At 34.6% G+C, this 21,811-nt stretch carries 18 protein-coding genes and 2 pseudogenes; 16 read left to right on the plus strand and 4 right to left on the minus strand.

The features are described 5' to 3' along the window. The first annotated feature begins 116 nt into the window (after nucleotides 1–116). A complete protein-coding gene (locus ACGH4F_RS06680) occupies nucleotides 117–920 on the plus strand; it encodes a Cof-type HAD-IIB family hydrolase (RefSeq protein WP_411590543.1) in 804 nt (267 codons plus the stop codon). Between the two features lie 37 nt (nucleotides 921–957). Here the strand turns inward: ACGH4F_RS06680 and ACGH4F_RS06685 are convergent, their stop codons facing one another. Continuing rightward, entirely contained in the window at nucleotides 958–1,719 is a 762-nt protein-coding gene (locus tag ACGH4F_RS06685; protein ID WP_267352476.1) for a DeoR/GlpR family DNA-binding transcription regulator, read from the minus strand. Nucleotides 1,720–1,961: 242 nt separating this feature from the next. On the opposite strand from ACGH4F_RS06685, the gene alr reads away from it, so the two are divergent. Both alr and mltG read left to right on the plus strand, forming a co-directional pair. After that, nucleotides 1,962–3,050, plus strand: coding sequence for an alanine racemase (gene alr / locus ACGH4F_RS06690; protein ID WP_411590545.1), 1,089 nt, complete (start codon nucleotides 1,962–1,964; stop codon nucleotides 3,048–3,050). Nucleotides 3,051–3,056: 6 nt separating this feature from the next. Then, complete coding sequence (mltG, locus tag ACGH4F_RS06695) at nucleotides 3,057–4,070, plus strand: endolytic transglycosylase MltG (RefSeq protein WP_411590563.1); 1,014 nt, start codon at nucleotides 3,057–3,059, stop codon at nucleotides 4,068–4,070. 98 nt (nucleotides 4,071–4,168) lie between these two features. On the opposite strand, the gene ACGH4F_RS06700 is transcribed toward mltG, so the two are convergent. Continuing rightward, a complete protein-coding gene (locus tag ACGH4F_RS06700; protein ID WP_411590564.1) occupies nucleotides 4,169–4,486 on the minus strand; it encodes a YqcC family protein in 318 nt (105 codons plus the stop codon). Further along, nucleotides 4,487–5,029 (minus strand): annotated as a pseudogene (gene ampD / locus ACGH4F_RS06705) (1,6-anhydro-N-acetylmuramyl-L-alanine amidase AmpD); the annotation flags it as partial. It abuts the gene before it with no gap. A 200-nt stretch (nucleotides 5,030–5,229) separates the two neighbouring features. On the opposite strand from ampD, the gene ppdD reads away from it, so the two are divergent. From ppdD to ACGH4F_RS06730, 5 genes and pseudogenes are all read left to right on the plus strand, one after another. Beyond that, nucleotides 5,230–5,661 (plus strand): prepilin peptidase-dependent pilin, encoded by a 432-nt coding sequence (gene ppdD / locus ACGH4F_RS06710; RefSeq protein ID WP_267352480.1) that lies wholly within the window; start codon nucleotides 5,230–5,232, stop codon nucleotides 5,659–5,661. Nucleotides 5,662–5,705: 44 nt separating this feature from the next. After that, nucleotides 5,706–6,797 (plus strand): annotated as a pseudogene (locus tag ACGH4F_RS06715) (GspE/PulE family protein); the annotation flags it as partial. Beyond that, complete coding sequence (gene hofC, locus ACGH4F_RS06720; RefSeq protein ID WP_411590547.1) at nucleotides 6,794–7,969, plus strand: protein transport protein HofC; 1,176 nt, start codon at nucleotides 6,794–6,796, stop codon at nucleotides 7,967–7,969. The pseudogene ACGH4F_RS06715 and the gene hofC, both read left to right, overlap by 4 nt. Then, nucleotides 7,969–8,718, plus strand: a complete 750-nt coding sequence (locus ACGH4F_RS06725; RefSeq protein ID WP_411590548.1) for a prepilin peptidase — start codon at nucleotides 7,969–7,971, stop codon at nucleotides 8,716–8,718. The genes hofC and ACGH4F_RS06725 overlap by 1 nt, the downstream gene beginning before the upstream one ends. Nucleotides 8,719–8,923: 205 nt before the next feature. Continuing rightward, nucleotides 8,924–10,078, plus strand: coding sequence for a M20 aminoacylase family protein (locus ACGH4F_RS06730; protein ID WP_411590549.1), 1,155 nt, complete (start codon nucleotides 8,924–8,926; stop codon nucleotides 10,076–10,078). Nucleotides 10,079–10,217: 139 nt separating this feature from the next. Here ACGH4F_RS06730 and ygfZ read toward each other — a convergent pair whose 3' ends face one another. Continuing rightward, entirely contained in the window at nucleotides 10,218–11,096 is an 879-nt protein-coding gene (gene ygfZ, locus ACGH4F_RS06735; protein ID WP_411590551.1) for a tRNA-modifying protein YgfZ, read from the minus strand. Nucleotides 11,097–11,367: 271 nt separating this feature from the next. On the opposite strand from ygfZ, the gene ilvI reads away from it, so the two are divergent. The 8 genes from ilvI (at nucleotide 11,368) to ACGH4F_RS06775 (ending at nucleotide 21,809) form a co-directional block, all read left to right on the plus strand. After that, nucleotides 11,368–13,086: an acetolactate synthase 3 large subunit gene (gene ilvI / locus ACGH4F_RS06740; protein WP_267352486.1), complete on the plus strand. Its 1,719-nt coding sequence runs from the start codon at nucleotides 11,368–11,370 to the stop codon at nucleotides 13,084–13,086. Continuing rightward, a complete protein-coding gene (gene ilvN / locus ACGH4F_RS06745; protein ID WP_267352487.1) occupies nucleotides 13,086–13,583 on the plus strand; it encodes an acetolactate synthase small subunit in 498 nt (165 codons plus the stop codon). The genes ilvI and ilvN overlap by 1 nt, the downstream gene beginning before the upstream one ends. Before the next feature lie 75 nt (nucleotides 13,584–13,658). Beyond that, the gene (locus ACGH4F_RS06750) at nucleotides 13,659–15,368 is read left to right on the plus strand and encodes an IgaA/UmoB family intracellular growth attenuator (protein ID WP_411590552.1); all 1,710 of its coding nucleotides are present in this window, start codon (nucleotides 13,659–13,661) and stop codon (nucleotides 15,366–15,368) included. 231 nt (nucleotides 15,369–15,599) lie between these two features. Further along, nucleotides 15,600–17,237 carry a glutamine hydrolyzing CTP synthase gene (gene pyrG / locus ACGH4F_RS06755; RefSeq protein WP_267352489.1) on the plus strand — a complete coding sequence of 546 codons (1,638 nt, stop codon included), beginning with the start codon at nucleotides 15,600–15,602 and terminating at the stop codon, nucleotides 17,235–17,237. A gap of 49 nt (nucleotides 17,238–17,286) precedes the next feature. Beyond that, nucleotides 17,287–18,588 carry a phosphopyruvate hydratase gene (gene eno, locus ACGH4F_RS06760; RefSeq protein ID WP_065559328.1) on the plus strand — a complete coding sequence of 434 codons (1,302 nt, stop codon included), beginning with the start codon at nucleotides 17,287–17,289 and terminating at the stop codon, nucleotides 18,586–18,588. A 248-nt stretch (nucleotides 18,589–18,836) separates the two neighbouring features. Further along, a complete protein-coding gene (locus ACGH4F_RS06765; RefSeq protein ID WP_411590554.1) occupies nucleotides 18,837–19,763 on the plus strand; it encodes a VirK/YbjX family protein in 927 nt (308 codons plus the stop codon). A 145-nt stretch (nucleotides 19,764–19,908) separates the two neighbouring features. After that, nucleotides 19,909–20,811, plus strand: a complete 903-nt coding sequence (locus ACGH4F_RS06770) for a lysine exporter LysO family protein (protein WP_411590556.1) — start codon at nucleotides 19,909–19,911, stop codon at nucleotides 20,809–20,811. 125 nt (nucleotides 20,812–20,936) lie between these two features. Continuing rightward, the gene (locus ACGH4F_RS06775; protein WP_267360208.1) at nucleotides 20,937–21,809 is read left to right on the plus strand and encodes a helix-turn-helix domain-containing protein; all 873 of its coding nucleotides are present in this window, start codon (nucleotides 20,937–20,939) and stop codon (nucleotides 21,807–21,809) included. Nucleotides 21,810–21,811 lie beyond the last annotated feature (2 nt).

Below are 21,811 nucleotides of genomic sequence, written 5' to 3' on the forward strand. Positions count from 1 at the left end.
TTTGTGATCATGATCTCATCCTGAACGATTACAATATTGCCAAATCGATCATAAAGCATCATAATCAATCATATCTTGATTGATTAAATGAAATTGCAATGAGAAAGGATATTAAAATGATTAAATTGATCATAAGTGATCTAGATGGGACATTTATAAATAGCCAAGGTGATTATGACCGTCAGCTATTTTCTCAAGTGTATGCGCTTATGGCTGAGCAACAAATTCATTTTGTCGCTTGTACCGGTAAACAATGTGAACGGGTTGAAGAGCTATTTGGTGATTACAGCGACAAAATCTGGATAGTCGGTGATAGCGCAACGACCATAAAACATAAAGGTGAATTTATTTATCGCTCATTCATCCCTAATGAACTAGGGCAGCGTATGATAAAAACCTTGGAACAAGTTAGTAAAGCGCACGTTATCATTGCTTGTACTGCTCAAGGAGCTGTTATCAAAGCCCATTTACCTGAACGATTAAAAGCTAAAGTCCGAGGTTCATATGCAACAATAATTGAAGTGGATGATCATGCTCTTATTGGTGATGACTTTATTAAAATCACTGTATATGATGAAAAAGGGCAATGTTTACAAACTCGACAGCATTTAACTCCTTTTGAAAACCAAGCTTATATTGTGGTGTCTGAAGCTTCATGGATTGATATCACTCAGCATGATGTTCATAAAGGGAATACTATCAAAAAATTACAACAGCTACTTAAGGTAAATTATCATGAAACCATGGCATTTGGTGACGGTTACAACGACATAGAATTACTTGAACAAGCGGAGTATAGTTTTGCAATGCGTAATGCATTTGAAGAAACCAAAGCTGTCGCTAAATTTATCACCGGTTTCAATGATGATAGTGCGGTACTGAATACGATAAAGCAACTAATTGAATTGCAAAGCAAATGATGGCATGCTCAGATTCAGTTGATGACAGCTGAATCTATTAAGCGATTTCTATTTTGAGATTAAAATCTTCAAAGCCCTCAATTTTGCTATCTCGACTAGCGATAATGATATCTATATCTTCACAAGTGGCAACTTTATAGCGAGCAACTTGTTGCATTTTGTCGGCAATCACTGCGGCTATAACCTCATTGCTTTGCGTAATGACTTCTTTTTTGAAGCAGGCATCATCATAATAAACTGCGCTTAACCCCGCATGCGGGTCAAGTCCACAAACGCCAATAAAGGTTTGATCAAAGACCATATTTCGGATTTGATTAACGGTATCAGCGCCCATTGTTCCCCCCGTTAACGGATTAACTTTGCCACCTAATAAAATGAGCTCGCCATTGGTACGGCTACTTAAGACCGAAGCAATTTGAGGAGAATTGGTGACAATCGTTAATGTCAAATTTTGTGGGATATAACTTGCCATTGCTAAATAGGTGGAACCAGTATCAATAAAAATGCAGGAATTATTTTTGATTAATTTTGCACATTTTATTGCTACTGAAGATTTTTCGTCTACACATTGATTAATACGAGTTTCAAATGTGGCTGATTGTTTTAAATGGCTAACTGCTCCACCATATACACGCTTGCAAACACCGTCACGGGCTAGTTTTTGTAAATCTCGACGAATCGTGTGTTCTGAAACCCCTAACAATTTAATTAAATCAGCACTGACAACACGCCCTTTTTCAGTCAAAAGCTGCCGGATAAAAGATTGGCGTTGTTCAGGGAATGCATTATAATCAATCATCTAATATCCTTTAAAAAATTATGCTGATTTCTAAAAATATCTTTAATGATCATACCGTTTTTAAGCGAATTATCCTATGATTTTTTAAAAGGATAAATTACTTATGCCCCCGAATTTTTTAATTAACTTATTGATTGTGTGGTTTTTTTGTATTAAAACTTGATTAACCTTTCATATTTTATTTGTTATTATTTAGAACAGAAATTAAAATATCTTTTTTTACCTGAGTTAGGTTGGAAGTAATGTCTATTGCTGTCGTTAATGTTAATCGTCAAGCTATTCTGCATAATATTGAGTATGTGAGACGTAATTCACCTAATAGCTCCTTAATGGCTATTCTTAAAGCAAATGCTTATGGTCATGGGATTGTTGGCATTGCTCAATTATTATCCGATAAGGTCGACTACTTTGGGGTTGCAAGACTTTCTGAAGCGCTTTTGTTACGGCAAATTGGGATCATTACCCCCATTGTTTTGTTGGAAGGTTTTTTTCCACATGATGAAATAACGGATTTAATTGATTTTAATTTGCAAACTGTGGTTCATTCAAGTTGGCAAATTGATGCGTTAAATGCGATTAAAATTGAAAATCAAATCACAGCTTGGTTCAAAATTGACACAGGTATGCATCGTTTAGGGTTTCGGTTTGATGAGGCTCAAGGTGAATTTAATCGATTAGCAAGTTGTTGCGTTGTGCGTAAACCATTGAATATTATCAGTCATTTTAGTTCTGCTGATGATTTTTCTTCCGATCAAACGTCAAATCAATGTTTGCTATTGGACGACTTTGTTGAATCAATTTCTAATAAATCATTGCTTGATAAGCAATCTATTGCTGCTTCTGGCGGTATTCTTGCTTGGCCAAATTCACATCGTGATGTGATTCGATTAGGTATTGCTTTATATGGAGTTTCTCCTTTTGAGAATCCCATTGCCGAATTACACCCAGCTATGACGTTTAAGTCAGAGCTAATTGCAGTAAGAAAGCATAAAAAGGGTGAATCTGTGGGCTACGGGCAAATTTGGACAAGTCATAAAGAGACAAAATTAGGTGTTGTTGCAATGGGATATGGTGATGGATATCCTCGCGGTATACCCGAAAATACGCCTGTATTAATTAATGGTAGACGTGTTCCTATTGTGGGGCGTGTTTCAATGGACATGATTATTGTTGATCTGGGACTGAATAGTTCGGATAAACCAGGCGACGAAGTCATTTTTTGGGGGAAGGAGTTGCCGGTAGAAGAAATTGCTAAACATACAGGTATTAGTGCATATGAGTTATTAACGCGCTTAACTACACGAGCTAAGGTTCACTATATAGATAAATAAGTTATGATTAAAAAAATATTTTTATACACGTTTTTGGCAATAATTTTAGTTGTTACCGCTTCGCTTGCGTTGGGTTACTATTTTTTACAACAGTTTTCTAAACAGCATATTCATGTTAACGATGATAATAAAGTGTTTATTATCAAAAAAGGAACGTCAATACATCAGTTAGTTGAACAAATAGATCAAGCAAATTTAATGGATAGGGCTTATCTACTTCCTTATTTGTATAAATTAAATCCTGAATTAAGTTCTATTAAAGCAGGGGGATATAAGTTAGAACCCCATATGACTGTTGATGAGTTTCTAAAATTATTAGTGTCAGGGAAAGAAAGCAGTTTTACGCTAAGATTTGTAGAAGGGAAGCGAGCCAATGATTGGTTAAATACCATGAAAAATACCCCTTACATTCAACAAACTTTGGTTGATAAATCAAGCGATGATATTGCAAAAATTTTAGGTATTGAGGGGCCTCTTGAAGGGTGGCTTTCGCCAAATACTTATCTTTATACGGTCGATACCTTAGATATTAATATTTTAAAACGTGCTCATCTCACTATGAAAAATAACCTGCAAAGAGTGTGGGAAAATCGTGATAGTGGGCTGCCATATAGCACGCCGTATGAATTACTTATTATTGCCTCAATTATTGAAAAAGAGACTAGTCTCAGTTCTGAACGTGCGAATGTCGCATCTGTTTTTGTTAATCGATTAAAAGCAAAAATGAAGCTGCAAACCGATCCTACAATTATTTATGGTTTAGGTGATAAATATACGGGTAAAATTAGACGTATTGATATGACCGATAAGACTAATCCTTATAATACCTATGTCATTAATGGTTTACCACCTACGCCTATTTCAATGCCAAGTTTAGCGTCGTTAGAAGCTGCGGCACACCCTGCTGATACCAAATATCTGTTTTTTGTCGCTAATGGTAAGGGCGGACATACGTTTACGACGAATTATAATAGCCATTTAAAAGCGGTCAATGAGTATCGAAATAAGTTAAAAAAATAAAAATTGTATTTTTTATTAAATTACCGCGGGCAGAACGCGGTAATTAACTTCTCAAATCTATTCAATATCACTTTTTCATATGTTTAAGCCACCATTAACTATTTGGATTGGGTCAATTCATCAAGTTGTTTTATCAGATCTAACAAATGGTCAATATTTTTCTCTGACTCTTTTAACGCTTCTTCAAAATAGGGGTGTAACGCAAAGGGGGGAATAACCGAATTGGCATCAATTATAGCTCGAATTCGGGGTATAAAAATCCATTGTAGCCATTCGTATGACTTCATGGTATCAAGAGCAAAAGGTTGTTGACTTAAAAAAGCATCCTGACTGGGTGGCAAGGCTTGCCATAAATCTATTTTTTTTAACGCTTGCTCAATTCGTTCTAATTGATCTTTAATTAAGTTAGCTTGCATTTTATTAGCAAGCAAATGCCTATAATATTGCCAATCAAAATAAGGCCCAGGATCTGTTTTACGTTCTGGTGCAATGTCACTGTGTCCGGTGATATTGTTAAGTGGATAAGTTTGTTGTAGTAGAAGGGTGACTTTTGCCAGTTGTTGATATTGCACTTCGGTAAATTTTTCACTATCACATCCTTCCAATTCGATTCCTATTGAAAAATCATTACAATTTTCTTGTCCTTCAAATGCTGATATACCTGCATGCCATGCTCGTTTATCAAAAGCTACAAATTGAATTATCTCACCGTCACGACGAATAAATAGGTGACTTGATACCTGCATTTGATAGATATCGGCAAAATAAGGGTGTTCATTTGGATCAAGCTGACCTGTGAACAGCTGTTCTACATAAGGGCCACCAAATTGATTGGGCGGAAGGCTTATATTATGAATCACTAATAATGAAATTGGTTTATCACTTGGTCGATCATTATAAAATGGTGAAATGACCTGTTTTACACCTTGTAACCAACCATTAACTATCTTTAAGGACATATCGACTCCTTATCTTATAAAACTTTGTTATCAAATGACTGATTTGTGATTTGACTTCCAATAATTTAAATAATGATGAAATCAGAAAAACAATTATTGTTATCCTTTTTCCATACTTGGCATACCGTTATTATTTCATTTTTTTTAAACGCTATAAAGTTGCTTGTGTTTCGTTAGCAATTTAATAACAGAGAATGAATATGAACAAACAATCGGGATTTTCCTTATTTGAACTCATGATAGCAATTATAGTAATTGCTATTTTAACGGCAATTGGTTTGCCTGCTTATCAAGGTTATGTAAAAAAAGCAGCCATGACCGATATGCTACAAGCCATGACCGCTTACAAAACAGCGGTAGAAATATGTGTAATTGAGCAAGGTGGATTAGCAAATTGTAATAATGCAAATAATGGTATTCCAATGACTAAATCAACCAATTATGTCACCTCAGTGACAGTCACAAATGGGATGATTGAATTAGTTGGACAAAATGCCTTATCTGGCTTAACAGTAACGATGACACCGACGCTGAATATAACCCATGGTAGTGTTGATTGGTCACGTACCTGTGTAACTAATCCTGTTGATGTAAGCTTAAATAGTGTATGTGAAGATATCTTTAAATTTTAAATTAATGCAACAATAAAATGGTTTTAGTCATGCAAGAAGATCAACTAGTCGACAGTATTGATAAATTATTGCTTAAAGCTTTAAAAAAACGTGCTTCGGATATTCATTTTGAACCTTATCAACAAAGTTATCGCATTCGTATGCGGATTGACGGTGTATTGCATACCATACTGGCTCCTCCTTTAACACTGGCAAAGCAAATCGTTGCCAGATTGAAAATAATGGCAAAGTTGAATATTGCAGAACAGCGATTACCCCAGGATGGGCAATTAGTAATAGATCGTTATGCTATGCGGATTTCAACCTTACCGGTTATGAATGGTGAAAAAGTGGTGTTACGCGTACTCGATAATCATGATTCACCGTTGTCGATTCACGATTTAGGATTAACGGATAGGGATCTTGCTCAATTTCAACAAATATTAAATTACCCACAAGGACTAATATTAGTTACAGGACCGACAGGCAGCGGTAAAACGGTAACGCTTTATAGTGGACTGAAAACATTAAACTTGCCTCATTGTAATATCTGTAGCGTGGAAGATCCGATTGAAATACCGGTTGAAGGCATTAATCAAACATCTGTAAATATGAAAATTGGGTTAAGTTTTGCAACCATTTTACGTGCTTTGTTAAGGCAAGATCCTGACGTGATGATGATTGGTGAAATTCGTGATCATGAAACAGCAGAAATAGCCATTCAAGCTGCACAAACCGGACATTTAGTCCTGTCTACCTTACATACTAATTCAAGTATAGAAGCAATAACACGTTTGAATCAAATGGGAATAGAACGATATCTCATCTCTGCTAGTGTTAAATTAATCATCGCTCAACGATTAGTACGTAAGTTATGTTGTCATTGTAAAGTGGTGGCGAGCGAGCTGATTAGGCTAGGACAAAAGCCGATTCCACATTATGTCGCAATCGGATGTGAGAACTGTGTAGGTGGTTACTCAGGACGAATAGGGTTATATGAATTTTTAACTATCACCCCTGAAATTCAACACCAAATTTTAAATCAACAGGTTATAACACCTTCAAATCAAATTTCTTTAAGGCAATCAGCTGAACAATTAATACAGCAAGGGATAACGACCTTAGCAGAAATAAATAGAGTATTAGGTGAAACATGAAAAGGCTCTATTATTGGTACGACATCAATTTTATAGAACATAAAATTATAGCGGCTTCACAAAACGAAGCGCGACGGCAATTATTATTGCAAGGTGATATCGCCATAAAATTCAAGGCAGGTCACTATGTATTTTCAAGTAGTTTTAAGCGTATTGAATTATTTATCTTGACAAAACAACTGGCTACCATGCTAAAAGCTGGATTACCTTTGCTTGAAATTTTGCATTTACTTGCGCATGAACACCCTAAACAGCATTGGCAATGTTTATTGACGGAAATTGTAGGGCAACTAGCTAAAGGAGAACGACTATCAACAGTACTAACTCAACATCAATCTGTCTTTCCACCACTTTATGCTGAAATTATTGCAACAGGGGAATTAACAGGACAACTTGATTTGAGTTTTGAGCAATTGGCTTTTCAAATAGAGGCATCAATTAATTTACAAAAACGACTAAAAAAAGCATTGCGTTATCCATTATTCCTTTTGTTTATGTCAGTTGTTGTAACACTAATTATGTTATTGATAGTATTACCTAAATTTGTAGATATTTATCAAAGTTTTGAAGCTGAACTTCCCTTTTTTACATTATTAATTATTGATTTGTCTTACTATATTCAGAATAACTATGGGAAATGGGTCGGCATGATTGGTTTGTTTTGGCTTATTTATCATTATCACTTAAAAAAATCTTACGCCCCAAAAATGGATAAATTAATATTGAAATTACCATTCTTGAATTCGTTAATTCATACTTTGCATTTAACCCAAATATTTCAGACTCTTTCTATAACTCAAATAGCAGGTATTCCTATATTGAGTGGGTTGAATGCGGTTGCAACAATTATGCAAAATTACCATTATCGTCATGTTATTTATCAAATTATCGCCGGAATTGAACAAGGCTATTCATTCAGTGCTGTTATCGAGCAGCAAAGTTTATTGCCTCCATTGTGCAGTCAATTGATCTTGGTTGGTGAAGAGTCAGGTACATTAGATTTGATGCTAAAACAACTAGCAGAATATTATCAGGAACAACATCAAACGCTGACTGATAATATGATACAGCGGTTTGAACCGCTATTAATGTTAATTCTAGGTTTGATTATTGGTGGCTTAATTATTGCCATGTATTTACCGATTTTCCAATTGGGGGATGTTATTCATTGATGATTTGGTTAATTATTGGATTGGGAATGTGTTTGGGAAGCTTCATTCATGTGGCTTACTGTCGTTTTAAGCCTATCTATTCAGGGTATGAATATTTAATTGCTATTTCTTTTCATCGCTCTCGTTGTCCACATTGTCACAAACAACTTAGATTTTGGCAACTGTTTCCTGTTTTTTCATGGCTATTACTGAAGGGACAATGCTGGGCGTGCAAAGGGAAAATTCATTATCGCTATATCGTATTTGAGATTTTATTTGCGGTTATTTTTGCTATTCTATTTTTGACAAAAGGCTGGACTTTAAATACGGTTTTATTAATGATATTAGCGTGTTATTTTCTCTTATTGGCAATGATAGATCTAAAATATTATTTATTGCCAGATCTATTTACTCAACCCCTACTATGGTTAGGGATTTTAGCTGGCTATTTTAATCTGTTTGGCATTACGTTAAATAAAGCGATCACTGGCATTATTTGGGGTTATTTTTTATTAATTGTCCCTAAAGAATTATTTTATTTGCTGACCAAAAAACAGGGACTAGGGCAGGGTGATGTTAAGTTATTGGCTGCTTTAGGCGCATGGATATCTTATGAAAGTCTTCCCTTGTTGTTAGTTTTTTCATCATTTTTAGCTATCGTTTATTATCTTATTTTGCGTTATGGATTAAGTGAGCAATCAATAACCGTAATTCCATTTGGTCCGTTTTTGTTAATGTCGGGTTATTTGATTTTGTATTACCATGTGTGAGTTTTTTCAGTTATATACTGTTTTCAAAGCCGTTTTAATGTTTGATTGAAAATAGAGGCGTTTAACTAGTTTTAAATGTGAAACTTATAACTAAAATTAATAATCATAGTAAAATTAGTTATTTTTATTAAGAATGATATCGTATTATAGTGGCTATTAATTCGAGGTATAACTGGTAAATCAATTAGTCAGAAAGGAATAATTAATGGACTCAATTACACAACTAAAAAATGAGATGATCTCATGGCGTCACTATATTCACTCTCATCCCGAAACTGCATTTGAAGAAACTAATACCACTCAATTTATCATTGAAAAGTTGAAATCATTTGGTATATCAGAATTATACACTGACTTTGCACCCACAGGGGTTGTTGGCATCATAAAAGGTAATAAAGAAGGGCGGATGATTGCTTTACGAGCTGACATTGATGCCTTGGATATTACCGAAGAGAATAATATTGATTATTGTTCAACAATACACGGAAAAATGCACGCTTGTGGTCATGATGGTCATACAGCAACGTTATTGGGAACGGCTAAATATTTGAGCCAGCATCGTGATTTTAGTGGAACGGTAGTTGTCATCTTCCAACCAGCCGAAGAAAACGAAGGGGGTGGCCGTGTAATGGCGGAAAATGGGCTATTTGATAAATTGCCTATTGAAGCAGTATATGGAATTCACAATCAGCCCAATATGGCATTAAATCATTTCTATATTAATCACGGTGCAATAATGGCATCTTATGATATCTTTGAAATTAATGTGACAGGTGTTGGCTCACATGCAGCGGCACCGCATCTGGGTAAAGATACAATTTTAACTGCAACACAAATCGTCAATGGATTACAAAGTATTGTGAGCCGTAATGCCGATCCTCTTAGCTCCTTAGTTGTCAGCGTAACACAAATTCATAGTGGTGATACTTGGAATGTATTACCTCAACAAGCTGTAATTCGAGGAACGGTTAGAGCATTTAGTTCCGATGTTCAGGACATGGCTGAATCAAGAATCAAACAGATAGCACAGGGCATCGCATCAACTTTTGACGCCAAAGCGGAAGTCAATTATCAGCGCCGCTATCCTGCTACCATAAACTATGCTAAGCAGGCGGATATAGCCATTAGCGCTGCAAGAAAAGTGGTGGGCGATGATAATGTAACGATTGATCCTCCTCCTTCAATGGGATCTGAAGATTTTGCCTTTATGTTACAAAAGGTTCCTGGTGCTTATGTTTGGTTAGGTGCAGGGCAAGGAGCAAATTTGCATAATCCTGCTTATAATTTTAATGATGAGCTATTAACAACGGGTGTAAACTATTTTGTGCAAATTGTTTATCAAGAGTTAGGTAAGGGATAATTAAAGATTTCATTGATAGCTAGAATATTTTTATCTATATTCTAGCTATTCTTATCAATTCAAATTGTTTAATTTTAATGAATATAAATTGAAAAATCGATATCGTTTTTAATTGGAATGATTGATACCAACTAATTAATCAATGAAAATTTAGCTTGCTTGTTGATTGTCCTTTAATTCTAAAGTCAGTATTGATATCTATACCATTAGGTAGTACTACTTGTACATACACATCATGATTTTGATTAAGTTTTAGTGCTGCTAACACTTTCCCCCCTTCTCGCCAATTTCCTTCTATTTGATATTCTATCGTATCACCAATGATAGGTAGTACATCACTTTTGCCAGATAATAGATAAAGTCCACGTTTATTTGTGCCACGAAATTGCGCTCTAGCAACCATTTCTTGTCCGCAATAACAACCTTTATCAAAACTAATGGCATTATAGAGTTGTAAATTACACGCTTGCGGTAATAAACTTTCTGTATTTTCACTATCAATAATGGCATAGCCTGCTTCTAAATCAAGTTGTAACCATTTATTGCTTGGTTGTAAATGACTTTCAATAGACTGTGGTGTAATGACAATGATTCGGGGTTGAGGTAACATTAATTTAATATAAGTAGTGTCATTATCATTAACACAATTATCATCATTGAATTTTGATAGTATTTGCGCTGGTAATGCATCAGCCATAATCCCATACATATTTAAATCTTGTTCCTTTTCAATCGTCACTTTGGAAAAAATAGCATATTTTTTTAGTTCGGTAATTTGCTTTTCTGCAACACTTTTACGCAATAAATAATATATCTCAGCACCGCGCATAAATAATAATAGATTACTCCACATTCTCCCTTTAGCATCACAATGAGCAGCAAACAATGCTGAGTGCTCGGAAAGATTTTTCATATCAATAGTCACTTGACCTTGTAAATATTTAAGATTGTCTTCTCCTGTCACTTTTACTAATTGCCAATCAGTAAGCGAGATAGGTTCCAAAGAATAATTGCTCATGATAATACCTTTTAGGAATAATATGTCGGGTTTAGATAAGACTTAAATAGACTTTTCCAAAGTGTATAGAAAAAACATAAAAATAACAATAAAACACAAAAATTATATTTTGCGTTAAATTTTTTAACAATATGTTTTATATTGACTTTTATTAGCATTTGTTTACGCTGTTATCGTATAAAGAAAATTAATAACCTTATACAGTTTATTGATTTAATGTAGTAGTTAATGCAAAATAAATGACTAATTTGTAATATTGGAGGCAACAACGATGGCAAAACTGTCAGGCGCAGAAATGGTCATTCAATCTTTGATTGATCAAGGAGTAAAACAGATATTTGGTTATCCCGGTGGTAGTGTTCTTGATATCTACGATGCAATTCATACTTTAGGTGGTATAGAGCATATATTAGTTCGTCATGAACAAGCTGCTGTACATATGGCTGATGGTTATGCTAGGGCTACAGGTGATGTTGGTGTTGTACTCGTAACATCAGGGCCCGGAGCGACCAATACAATTACTGGTATTGCGACTGCCTACATGGATTCTGTGCCATTGGTTGTTATTTCGGGGCAGGTAGCAAGTAACTTGATTGGCAATGATGCCTTCCAAGAGTGCGACATGGTCGGTATATCACGCCCGATAGTCAAACATAGTTTTCTAATAAAAGACAGTAAAGACATTCCTGAAATTATTAAGAAAGCTTTCTATATTGCGTCAACAGGTAGACCTGGCCCGGTTGTGATTGATCTGCCAAAAGATATTGTTAATCCTGCAAATAAATATAATTACCATTATCCTAAATCTGTCTCAATGCGTTCATATAATCCAACTATTCAAGGACATAAAGGACAAATTAAAAAAGCATTAACGACATTATTGGCAGCTAAAAAACCCGTTTTGTTTATTGGTGGCGGAGTAATTAGCGCCGGTGCAAGTGATGCTATTAAACGTTTAGCCGAAAAATTGAATCTCCCTGTTGCGTCAACTTTAATGGGGATAAGCGCTTTTCCTGGTACAGATAAACACTATTTAGGCATGATTGGAATGCATGGGGTGTATGAAGCCAATATGGCGATGCATAATGCCGATGTAATATTTGCTGTTGGTGCCAGATTTGATGATAGAACAACCAATAATGTTGAAAAATATTGTCCGAAAGCAAAAATAATACATATTGATATTGATCCAACATCAATTTCAAAAACAATTTCTGCCACTATTCCTGTTGTGGGTGATGCTAAAGTAGTGGTTGAAACGATGTTATCCGAACTTAATGAATTGCAAGCTGATCGTGATCTTGATGCATTAGTGGATTGGTGGAAACAAATTGATCATTGGCGTTCACGTCACTGTTTAGCTTATAGTCATGAAGGTGAAAGCATCAAACCACAAGAAGCAATCGAAGTTTTATATAAATTGACTCAAGGTAACGCATTTGTCACTACTGATGTAGGACAACATCAAATGTTTACTGCTTTGTATTATCCATTTGATAAACCTCGTCATTTTATTACTTCTGGTGGTCTAGGTACCATGGGGTTTGGTCTTCCGGCTGCGCTTGGGGTGAAACTTGCTTTTCCAGATCAATGTGTCGTATGTGTAACTGGTGATGGTAGTATTCAAATGAATATTCAAGAACTTTCTACCGCTTTACAATATGGTTTACCGGTTATTGTTTTAAATCTGAATAACCGTTTTTTAGGCATGGTTAAACAGTGGCAAGATATGATTTATGCCGGGCGACATTCTTGTTCGTATATGGAATCATTGCCTGATTTTGCAAAAATAGCGGAAGCTTATGGTCATGTTGGTATGGTCATTACCAAGCGTGAAGATCTGGAAACAAAACTTAAAAAAGCCTTGTCAATTAAAGATCGATTAGTCTTTATTGATGTCATGACCGATGCAACTGAACATGTCTACCCAATGCAAATACGTGGTGGAGCAATGAACGAAATGTGGCTGAGTAAAACGGAGAGAACCTAATGCGATATATTTTATCAATTTTAACAGAAAATGAACCCGGGGCTTTATCTCGAATTATTGGTCTGTTCTCACAACGTGGTTTTAATATTGAAACCATTACGACAGCACCGACAGAAGATCCGACCATGCACAGAATGACCATTCAAACAACAGGTGATGAACATGTGCTAGAGCAGATTCAAAAGCAGCTTCATAAACTTGTCAATGTTTACCGTGTACATGATTTAACCGAAGGGCCTCATGTTGAACGAGAAATTATGTTAGTGAAAGTGGCTGCTAAAGGGTCTGATGCACGAGATGAAGTTAAACGTTGTGCCGATATTTTTAGAGGCTCGATTGTCGATGTTACCGCAACGCATTACATTGTTCAATTATCGGGTACAAGTGAAAAACTAGATTCTTTCTTAGCGTCGATACGTGAAACTTGTCATATTGTCGAAATGGTTCGATCGGGAATTATTGGATTATCGCGTAGTGAAAAAACAGCAAATCACTAAATAAAAGAATCAGATTGACCAATTTTATCAGTTAAATATAACTATAATAATGTTTCATAAGGAATAAGTCACAAAATGAATATATTTGGTTTAATATTAGTCATTCACATTTTGGTTTTGATCGTTTCGTCGATTAGAAAAAACTTCAAAAGTAACAAAAAAAAGAAAAAGTTAATTGAAAAAAACTATATTGTTGATCTTAGGCCTATTAGGCAATTGTCCACACTAGAAGAACGTCTTATAACACCTTATCTAAAAACAACAAAACATTTATCTTCAGAGGTAAAAGAATCGTCATTAATAAATTCAGATGTAATATCAATATCTGGCAAATTAGTCAAACAAAATATCAATCACTATGTTGGCGAAACACTTTTTTATAAAATTAATAATATTGATGTCATTATCCCCTATGATATGGATCGTTTTATCTTAGATGATAATGTGGCTGAAGTAGTTTTCACTGAAGATTATGCCATTGTGATTAGGTTAAATGATCACGATATTCGTTATGCAGCGCATCAAAATATCATCAATGAAAAAAAATTAGAAAAAGATGATATGGAGTATTGGGCAAGTGAATTGTTTGATGTTCAACATCCAGAAAATTATAATCATAATCATGACAATGAGACTATAAACAATCGCATTGAAAATCAACAAAAATTTGGTTATGAAATTTTAATGACACGGCAAGAAACACCGTTAGAATCAGCGTATCGGAATAAAAATAATAAAGGGATAGTTGCGGTATTTTTTTGCTTTTTAACAATTAATTATTTTTTAGATTATTGGCAAAGTAATGAACTATTTGATCTGTTTTTATTTGGCATAAATTTACTAGCAGTTATCTATTTTTATTGTCGTAAACCAAAGTCTAAAGTAAAAATTCAATTTGTTAATCGAATAAGAGGAAAAGTTAAAAATAAAAACTCTAAAACGAAACAAATTACTGTTGGTCATAATTCTATTTTAAATTATCCTGATAATTGGCAAGCATATATACCCGAACATACATTAACTAATGTTGAGCTTGATGTTACTTTTGAGGATAAAAAAATAATTCGTTATGGTTATACATTGTCAGTTTCGAAAGAGATTGAAAATTTTGGACCACCAAAGTTTGCGGGACGTAATTTATGGCTTTTTCTTGTAGGTATTATTTTGACATTTATTGTTTATGCAAAATCCAATGTTAAAGATAATATCTTTTATATGTATCACTTTGCTAATCATGACCTGAAAAGTTGGAATTTTGATGATAGTTCACAATTATTAACCAACAATCTAAAAGAGGGCGATTGGGTAAATGTTACCACGGAAGGGGCACTTTGTGATAAATATAACAAAAAGGTGAATAGTAAGTGCGGAAAAGTAGAAATCCATAATCAAACCGATAATGTTTCTTTCTTCATTACGCTGAAAAATAAGTTTTTTAACGAAACAGATAGCAAAGACCAAGAGGATTTAGAATCTAATCGGGTTTCGAATTCAACTTTTCAAAATAGTTTGAATAGCCAATCGGGGCGAGTCAATTTTTCTGGATTAGTCTCAGATATTTATTATCGAGATGATAATTCTATCTCAGGATTTACGATTAATCCTGACATTAGATATCAAATTAATGAACAAGACAGGTGGTTACCCATTATTTTAAGTATCTCTTTATTTGCTTTTTTTGCATTAAGTACGATTTTTAATGGTTTAATTTTCATTTGGAAACGGATACAAAATCGAGTTCGAAAAAGTAAGATTAATAACTTTTATGCTAATCTTACAGTTTAGATTGATTGTCGAAGATAATTCTGTTTTCAAATTAAAGTTGATTAGATTGAGTAGCATTAAATCTATCTAATCAGCTTAATTAAAACATCTGTTAAAGATAATTATTCAATTGTGAGCAAGGTCAGATTCTGTTATACTATTTTCCCGTCTGATTTATCGTATATTGTGTTGCTTTTATCGTTTGAAAACGACGCAATATTGTTCTTATAAATTAATAATGGTCTGGTATTAATGGTCACGAATTATATTTTTGTTACAGGCGGTGTCGTTTCTTCTCTTGGTAAAGGCATTGCCGCAGCATCACTCGCTGCAATTTTAGAAGCCCGCAATTTAAAAGTCACCATGTTAAAACTTGATCCCTATATTAATGTCGATCCGGGTACAATGAGCCCGATTCAGCATGGTGAAGTTTTTGTGACGGAAGATGGGGCAGAAACGGATCTTGATTTAGGTCATTATGAGCGTTTTATTCGCACTAAAATGACTCGCAAAAATAACTTCACAACAGGGCGTATCTATTCCGATGTATTACGCAAAGAACGTCGTGGGGATTATTTAGGTGCAACTGTTCAAGTCATTCCCCATATTACCAATGAGATTAAATCTCGCGTTATTGCAGGAGCTAAAGGCTTCGATGTTGCTATTGTTGAAATCGGTGGCACAGTTGGGGATATTGAATCACTTCCATTTTTAGAAGCGATTCGTCAATTAGCGGTTGATGTAGGTCGAGAACATACCTTATTTATGCATTTAACCCTAGTGCCATATTTAGCTTCTGCTGGAGAAGTTAAAACAAAACCTACACAACACTCAGTCAAAGAGTTGTTATCTATTGGTATTCAACCTGATGTGTTAATCTGTCGTTCAGATCGTATCATTCCAGCTAATGAGCGAGCAAAAATTGCACTATTTTGTAATGTGCCTGAACGTGCAGTTATTTCATTAAAAGATGTCGATTCAATTTATAAAATACCTGCTCTTTTAAAATCACAAAATTTAGATACTTTTGTCTGCAATCGATTCCACCTTGATTGCGTTGAAGCAGATCTATCAGAGTGGGAACAAGTGATTTATGAAGAGGCCAATCCTGTTGGTGAAGTCACAATAGGTATGGTGGGTAAATACACTGAATTACCCGATGCTTATAAGTCTGTAAACGAAGCATTAAAACATGGCGGGTTGAAAAACCGTTTAACTGTTCATATTCGTTATATCGATTCTGAAGATCTTGAATCGCGTGGTACGGATTTACTTTCAGGCTTAGACGCAATACTTATTCCGGGTGGATTTGGGTATCGTGGCGTTGAGGGTAAAATCATTGCTGCACGCTATGCGCGTGAAAACCAAATACCTTATTTAGGTATTTGTCTTGGAATGCAAGTTGCCATGATTGAATATGCTCGTAATGTGGCTGGAATTAAAGACGCAAATTCTACAGAATTTGTTAAAGATTGTGCGAATCCAATCATTGCGTTAATCACTGAATGGAGTGATGAATCGGGTAATGTTGTGCAACGTAATGAAAATAGTGATTTAGGTGGTACTATGCGACTTGGTTCTCAGATATGTCATTTAGAACCAGACTCATTAGTATTTGATATGTATAAAAAAGAGTCAATCACTGAGCGTCATCGTCATCGTTACGAAGTGAATAATAATTTATTACCTGAAATTGTAAAAGCAGGATTAAAAGTAACAGGACTTTCAACTGATAGAAAATTAGTCGAGATTATTGAGGTTCCTAATCATCCATGGTTTGTTGCTTGTCAATTCCATCCGGAATTTACCTCGACACCACGAGATGGGCATCCACTGTTTAGTAGTTTTATAAAAGCTGCCAAGGAGTATCAGCAGCTACAACAAAAATAGTTTTAAAGTTTTACATTTGTAATATATCTGTCATATAGAGGAAAATAACATGGCAAAAATCGTTAAAGTACATGGTCGTGAAGTCATCGACTCTCGTGGGAACCCTACAGTTGAAGCTGAAGTTCATTTAGAAGGTGGTTTTGTTGGTCTAGCAATCGTTCCATCTGGTGCATCAACTGGTTCGCGTGAAGCATTAGAACTTCGTGATGGTGACAAATCTCGCTTTTTAGGAAAAGGTGTTTTAAAAGCAGTTGAAAACGTAAATGGACCAATTGCGAAAGCAGTTGTGGGTAAAGATGCGTTAGATCAAGCGGCTATCGACCAAATCATGCTTGATTTAGATGGAACTGATTTTAAATCTAACTTGGGTGCAAACTCAATTCTTGCAGTATCATTAGCCAATGCTAAAGCAGCAGCAGCAGCAAAAGGTGTTCCACTATATCAACATATTGCTGATTTGAATGGTACGCCAGGTCAATATTCAATGCCATTACCGATGATGAACATCATCAATGGTGGTGAACATGCGGATAATAACATCGATTTACAAGAATTTATGATTCAACCAGTTGGCGCGAAAACAGTACGTGAAGCAATCCGTATGGGTTCTGAAGTATTCCATAACTTAGCGAAAGTTTTACATGCTAAAGGTATGAATACTGCTGTAGGCGATGAAGGTGGTTTTGCCCCTAATTTAGATTCAAATGCTGAAGCATTAGCTTGTATCAAAGAAGCTGTAGAAAAAGCGGGTTATGTACTAGGTAAAGATATTACTTTAGCGATGGACTGTGCTGCTTCTGAATTCTATAACAAAGAAACAGGTAAATATGTATTAAAAGGTGAAGGTAATAAAGAGTTTACTGCTCAAGAATTTACTCACTATTTAGAAGGTTTAACTGAACAATATCCTATCGTATCAATCGAAGATGGTTTAGATGAAAGCGATTGGGACGGTTGGGCATACCAAACTAAAGCATTAGGTCACAAAATCCAATTAGTGGGTGACGATCTGTTTGTAACTAACACCAAAATCTTCAAACAAGGTATTGAAAAAGGCATCGCTAACTCAATCCTAGTTAAAGTTAACCAAATCGGTACATTAACTGAATCTATCGCAGCGGTTAAAATGGCAAAAGATGCAGGTTATACTGCTGTTATCTCTCACCGTAGTGGTGAAACTGAAGATTCAACTATTGCTGATTTAGCTGTTGGTTTAGCTGCTGGTCAAATCAAAACGGGTTCTATGAGCCGTTCTGATCGTGTTGCTAAATACAATCAATTAATCCGTATTGAAGAAGCATTAGGTGCTAAGGCTCCATTCAACGGACTTAAAGAAGTGAAAGGACAATAATTGAGTTTATAAAAACTGAATAATTGTTTAATAAGAAACGGTGACCAGTTCACCGTTTTTTATTTTCTTTTCTTATAGAATAAGATGGCAAAGGTTGCGTTGATTTATGTTGTATTGTACTCTTTAAAGTTGGTATTTATGACTAATCTTTGATATCTATTGATATTTTATAATTTAGCCACATATAAATTTTTTATAAATTAACTAACTCAAATTTATTTTTTCTGCTTATGAATAATATTACGAATATGTCCCAGCCAAAAAGCAAATGGCAACTTTTTAACTGGCTATGTACCGGTAAACTTCCGCTAAATGAACTTTGGCTTAATCCGACTTATCGTTATAAATTTTTTTTTAGAACCTTATTTTTAAGTCCTATTACACTAAAATGGTTGGATAAATTAAGACAATATCCATTACTTGGCTACTATTTTTCTTGCCAAACCAATTTACCGTGTAAATTACAAAGACCGTATTTATCATCAAGTTTGTCGCAACAAGAGCGTTTTGATGCGTTAGCATATCACTATGATTTTTTAGCGAATCAGCCTGATAGCATGACTAAGGCTTTTTATGATCCTAAAACTCCATATGTATTGGCTAAACTAACAGCAAAAAATGAAGCTAATATTCAAATTGCGATTCAAGCGCGTAACAAGTTTGCTCGAGAAGGTGAAATAAGCCTTTATTTTTATGATAATGACGGTATTGATTTAGCAACATTAACTTTTTCAATCATTCAATATCAACAAAAAACGACTTTATTTATTGCAGGGTTGCAAGGTACCGGTCATCATGAAGCGCGAGTTCGGGTACAAAAAGCGACTAAGCAATGTTATGGATTATTTCCAAAACGAGTCGCCGTTGAGGCAGCATTAATCATTGCGCATTATTTTCAGCTTGAGCAAATTGTGGCGGTTGGAAATAAAACGCATGTGTATAACAATTGGCGTTATAACAGCAGACAAGAACGCATTTTGTCTGATTATGATGATTTTTGGTTAACAATCGATGGTCAACAAGATGATCGTGAGTTATTTATTTTACCCACTGAGATTACACGTAAATCGTTAGAAGATATAGCAAGTAAAAAACGTTCTGAATACCGTAATCGTTATGCTTTGTTAGATCAACTCAAACTGAATATTGAAACACAATTAGCATCATTAATATAATATACTAAAGGTAATGATTATTTACCTAATGTAGTGTCAAATTATCAAAATTGATTACAATCGATATTCAACTTGTTGTTTATCGATTTTTTTAATTAAAGCTCAATAAAATAATTGTCTTAAATTAATTAGTAGGGAATGAAATATGTATTTTGGTATTCTAATAGCACTTGTGCCTTTGTGCATTGGTTATTTAATTAAATGCAAACAAGAAAAATGGATAGCTAAAATTAATCAAATTCTAAGTTGGATGGTTTATTTTATTCTTTTTATTATGGGCGCAGAACTTGCTCATTTAGATAACCTTGCGACTAATTTGCAAAATATTTTATTTTATACTGCTATTATTTTTATCTGTACTTTTGGCGGGAATTTTATTTTTCTAATGTTATTTGACCTATTTTTACCGTGGAAAGCTTCAAGTGTTAATCAAACCTTTGGTTCACGCGTAAAAATGATATTGGAATCATTGCGTGTCTTTATTGCACTTGTTTTGGGATTTATAGTCGGACTTTTTCCATTGTTTGTATGGCAATATACCGAAAACATTATTCAGGTTGTTTTAGTTTTTTTACTCTTGTTAATTGGTATTCAGTTAAGAAGTAATAATATTTCACTTAAACAAATTTTACTTAACAAAGTTGGTATTGCAACAACGCTAATCGTCATTATAAGCACTTTTATTGGTGGAATGGTAGCCGCTTTACTATTAGATCTTCCTTTGCGTATAGGATTAGGTATGTCATCTGGATTTGGTTGGTATTCTTTGTCAGGCATTTTAATGACTGAAGCGCATGGGGCAATTATTGGCAGTGCCACATTTTTAAATGATATATTACGTGAACTTTTTGCCATTATACTTATTCCAACATTAATAAAACGGTATAAATTAACAACACTGGGTTTATGTGGTGCAACGTCTATGGATTTTACTTTGCCTATGTTACAGAAAGGAGCAGGAATAATGATAGTGCCATCTGCTATCGTGCAAGGTTTTTTGCTTACATTGCTAATGCCAATATTTATGACGTTATTTAATTATGGATGATAGATTATCCATTACTTGAGTCAAAAATCATATATTGATGAATTGAACAAAATTGCCTGGATTGCAAATTGGCAATATGATTACCTTATGTTACACTGCCAAAATCCGAATGGTTTGAGTGAATTATGAATACTGGATCGATTGATTATTGTGCGATAGGTCAGCGTTTACGGGCGTATCGTATAGCGGCTTCCTTAAAAGCAGAAGACATAGCACAAAATCTTAGAATTTCAAGAGCTGCGGTTTACCGTCTTGAAAAGGGTGAAATTATCAAAATCGAAACATTAGGACGTTTAGCGACTTTGTTAGATACATCCTTAGCAAGCTTGCTTGGTATTGATACTGAATATTATTCAAGTGGTGAAGGTTTTTTTGAACGTATGCGCCAACTTGAAGAACAATCAACACATATTTATTCTCATTTTGATCCTTTTTCTTTTTTACTCACTTCACCAGATTATCTTTCTCATCTTGCTATGATGCTAGATGAATCGGGCGATTCAATTAATTTAAAAAAATATGCAACAACGTTAGCCATTTTAAAAGAACGACAAACACAATTCTATCAATCAGCGCCTAAAGTCATTAATTTAATTAGTTTACGCAATGTAGAACGTTTTTTACATATTGGTTTAGTCGGTAATTTAAATCTTTCACCGGGTAAAAAGTCTGAACGCATGCTATTAGCTCGCAAAGAAGTCTATCACTTAATTGAATTAATTGAACAACAAACTTATTCGCCAACCATTGCTATTACAGAGCATGCAATTCCATCTATTGCTTTTCAACTATTTTATCAAAATGAAAACCCGATTTCGTTAGCAATGAGCCCGTTTCGATTAGGTGAATTACCGAATGTGACCACAGGGATTGCTTCTATTACCTCTTCTCACGATGCGATTAAGCGATACCGGTTGTTATTTGATAAATTGTGGCAAAATAGTGCTAAAGATAAACAAGCGATTGAATTGTTGAAAGCAACTTTAGATAAATTTTAAAA

The organism is Gilliamella sp. CG35 (assembly GCF_046635745.1).
In the GTDB taxonomy this organism is placed as follows: domain Bacteria; phylum Pseudomonadota; class Gammaproteobacteria; order Enterobacterales; family Orbaceae; genus Gilliamella; species Gilliamella apicola_I.

Bases quoted from the DNA above. Each gene is read 5' to 3' on its own strand.
- ACGH4F_RS06775 (WP_267360208.1), top strand. From the start codon at position 20,937: ATGAATACTGGATCGATTGATTATTGTGCGATAGGTCAGCGTTTACGG.
- ACGH4F_RS06685 (WP_267352476.1), bottom strand. From the start codon at position 1,719: ATGATTGATTATAATGCATTCCCTGAACAACGCCAATCTTTTATCCGG.
- ACGH4F_RS06700 (WP_411590564.1), bottom strand. From the start codon at position 4,486: ATGCAAGCTAACTTAATTAAAGATCAATTAGAACGAATTGAGCAAGCG.
- pyrG (WP_267352489.1), top strand. From the start codon at position 15,600: ATGGTCACGAATTATATTTTTGTTACAGGCGGTGTCGTTTCTTCTCTT.
- ilvI (WP_267352486.1), top strand. From the start codon at position 11,368: ATGGCAAAACTGTCAGGCGCAGAAATGGTCATTCAATCTTTGATTGAT.
- ACGH4F_RS06725 (WP_411590548.1), top strand. From the start codon at position 7,969: ATGATTTGGTTAATTATTGGATTGGGAATGTGTTTGGGAAGCTTCATT.
- ACGH4F_RS06770 (WP_411590556.1), top strand. From the start codon at position 19,909: ATGTATTTTGGTATTCTAATAGCACTTGTGCCTTTGTGCATTGGTTAT.
- alr (WP_411590545.1), top strand. From the start codon at position 1,962: ATGTCTATTGCTGTCGTTAATGTTAATCGTCAAGCTATTCTGCATAAT.
- ACGH4F_RS06750 (WP_411590552.1), top strand. From the start codon at position 13,659: ATGAATATATTTGGTTTAATATTAGTCATTCACATTTTGGTTTTGATC.
- eno (WP_065559328.1), top strand. From the start codon at position 17,287: ATGGCAAAAATCGTTAAAGTACATGGTCGTGAAGTCATCGACTCTCGT.
- ppdD (WP_267352480.1), top strand. From the start codon at position 5,230: ATGAACAAACAATCGGGATTTTCCTTATTTGAACTCATGATAGCAATT.
- ACGH4F_RS06765 (WP_411590554.1), top strand. From the start codon at position 18,837: ATGTCCCAGCCAAAAAGCAAATGGCAACTTTTTAACTGGCTATGTACC.
- ACGH4F_RS06680 (WP_411590543.1), top strand. From the start codon at position 117: ATGATTAAATTGATCATAAGTGATCTAGATGGGACATTTATAAATAGC.
- ygfZ (WP_411590551.1), bottom strand. From the start codon at position 11,096: ATGAGCAATTATTCTTTGGAACCTATCTCGCTTACTGATTGGCAATTA.
- ACGH4F_RS06730 (WP_411590549.1), top strand. From the start codon at position 8,924: ATGGACTCAATTACACAACTAAAAAATGAGATGATCTCATGGCGTCAC.
- ilvN (WP_267352487.1), top strand. From the start codon at position 13,086: ATGCGATATATTTTATCAATTTTAACAGAAAATGAACCCGGGGCTTTA.
- hofC (WP_411590547.1), top strand. From the start codon at position 6,794: ATGAAAAGGCTCTATTATTGGTACGACATCAATTTTATAGAACATAAA.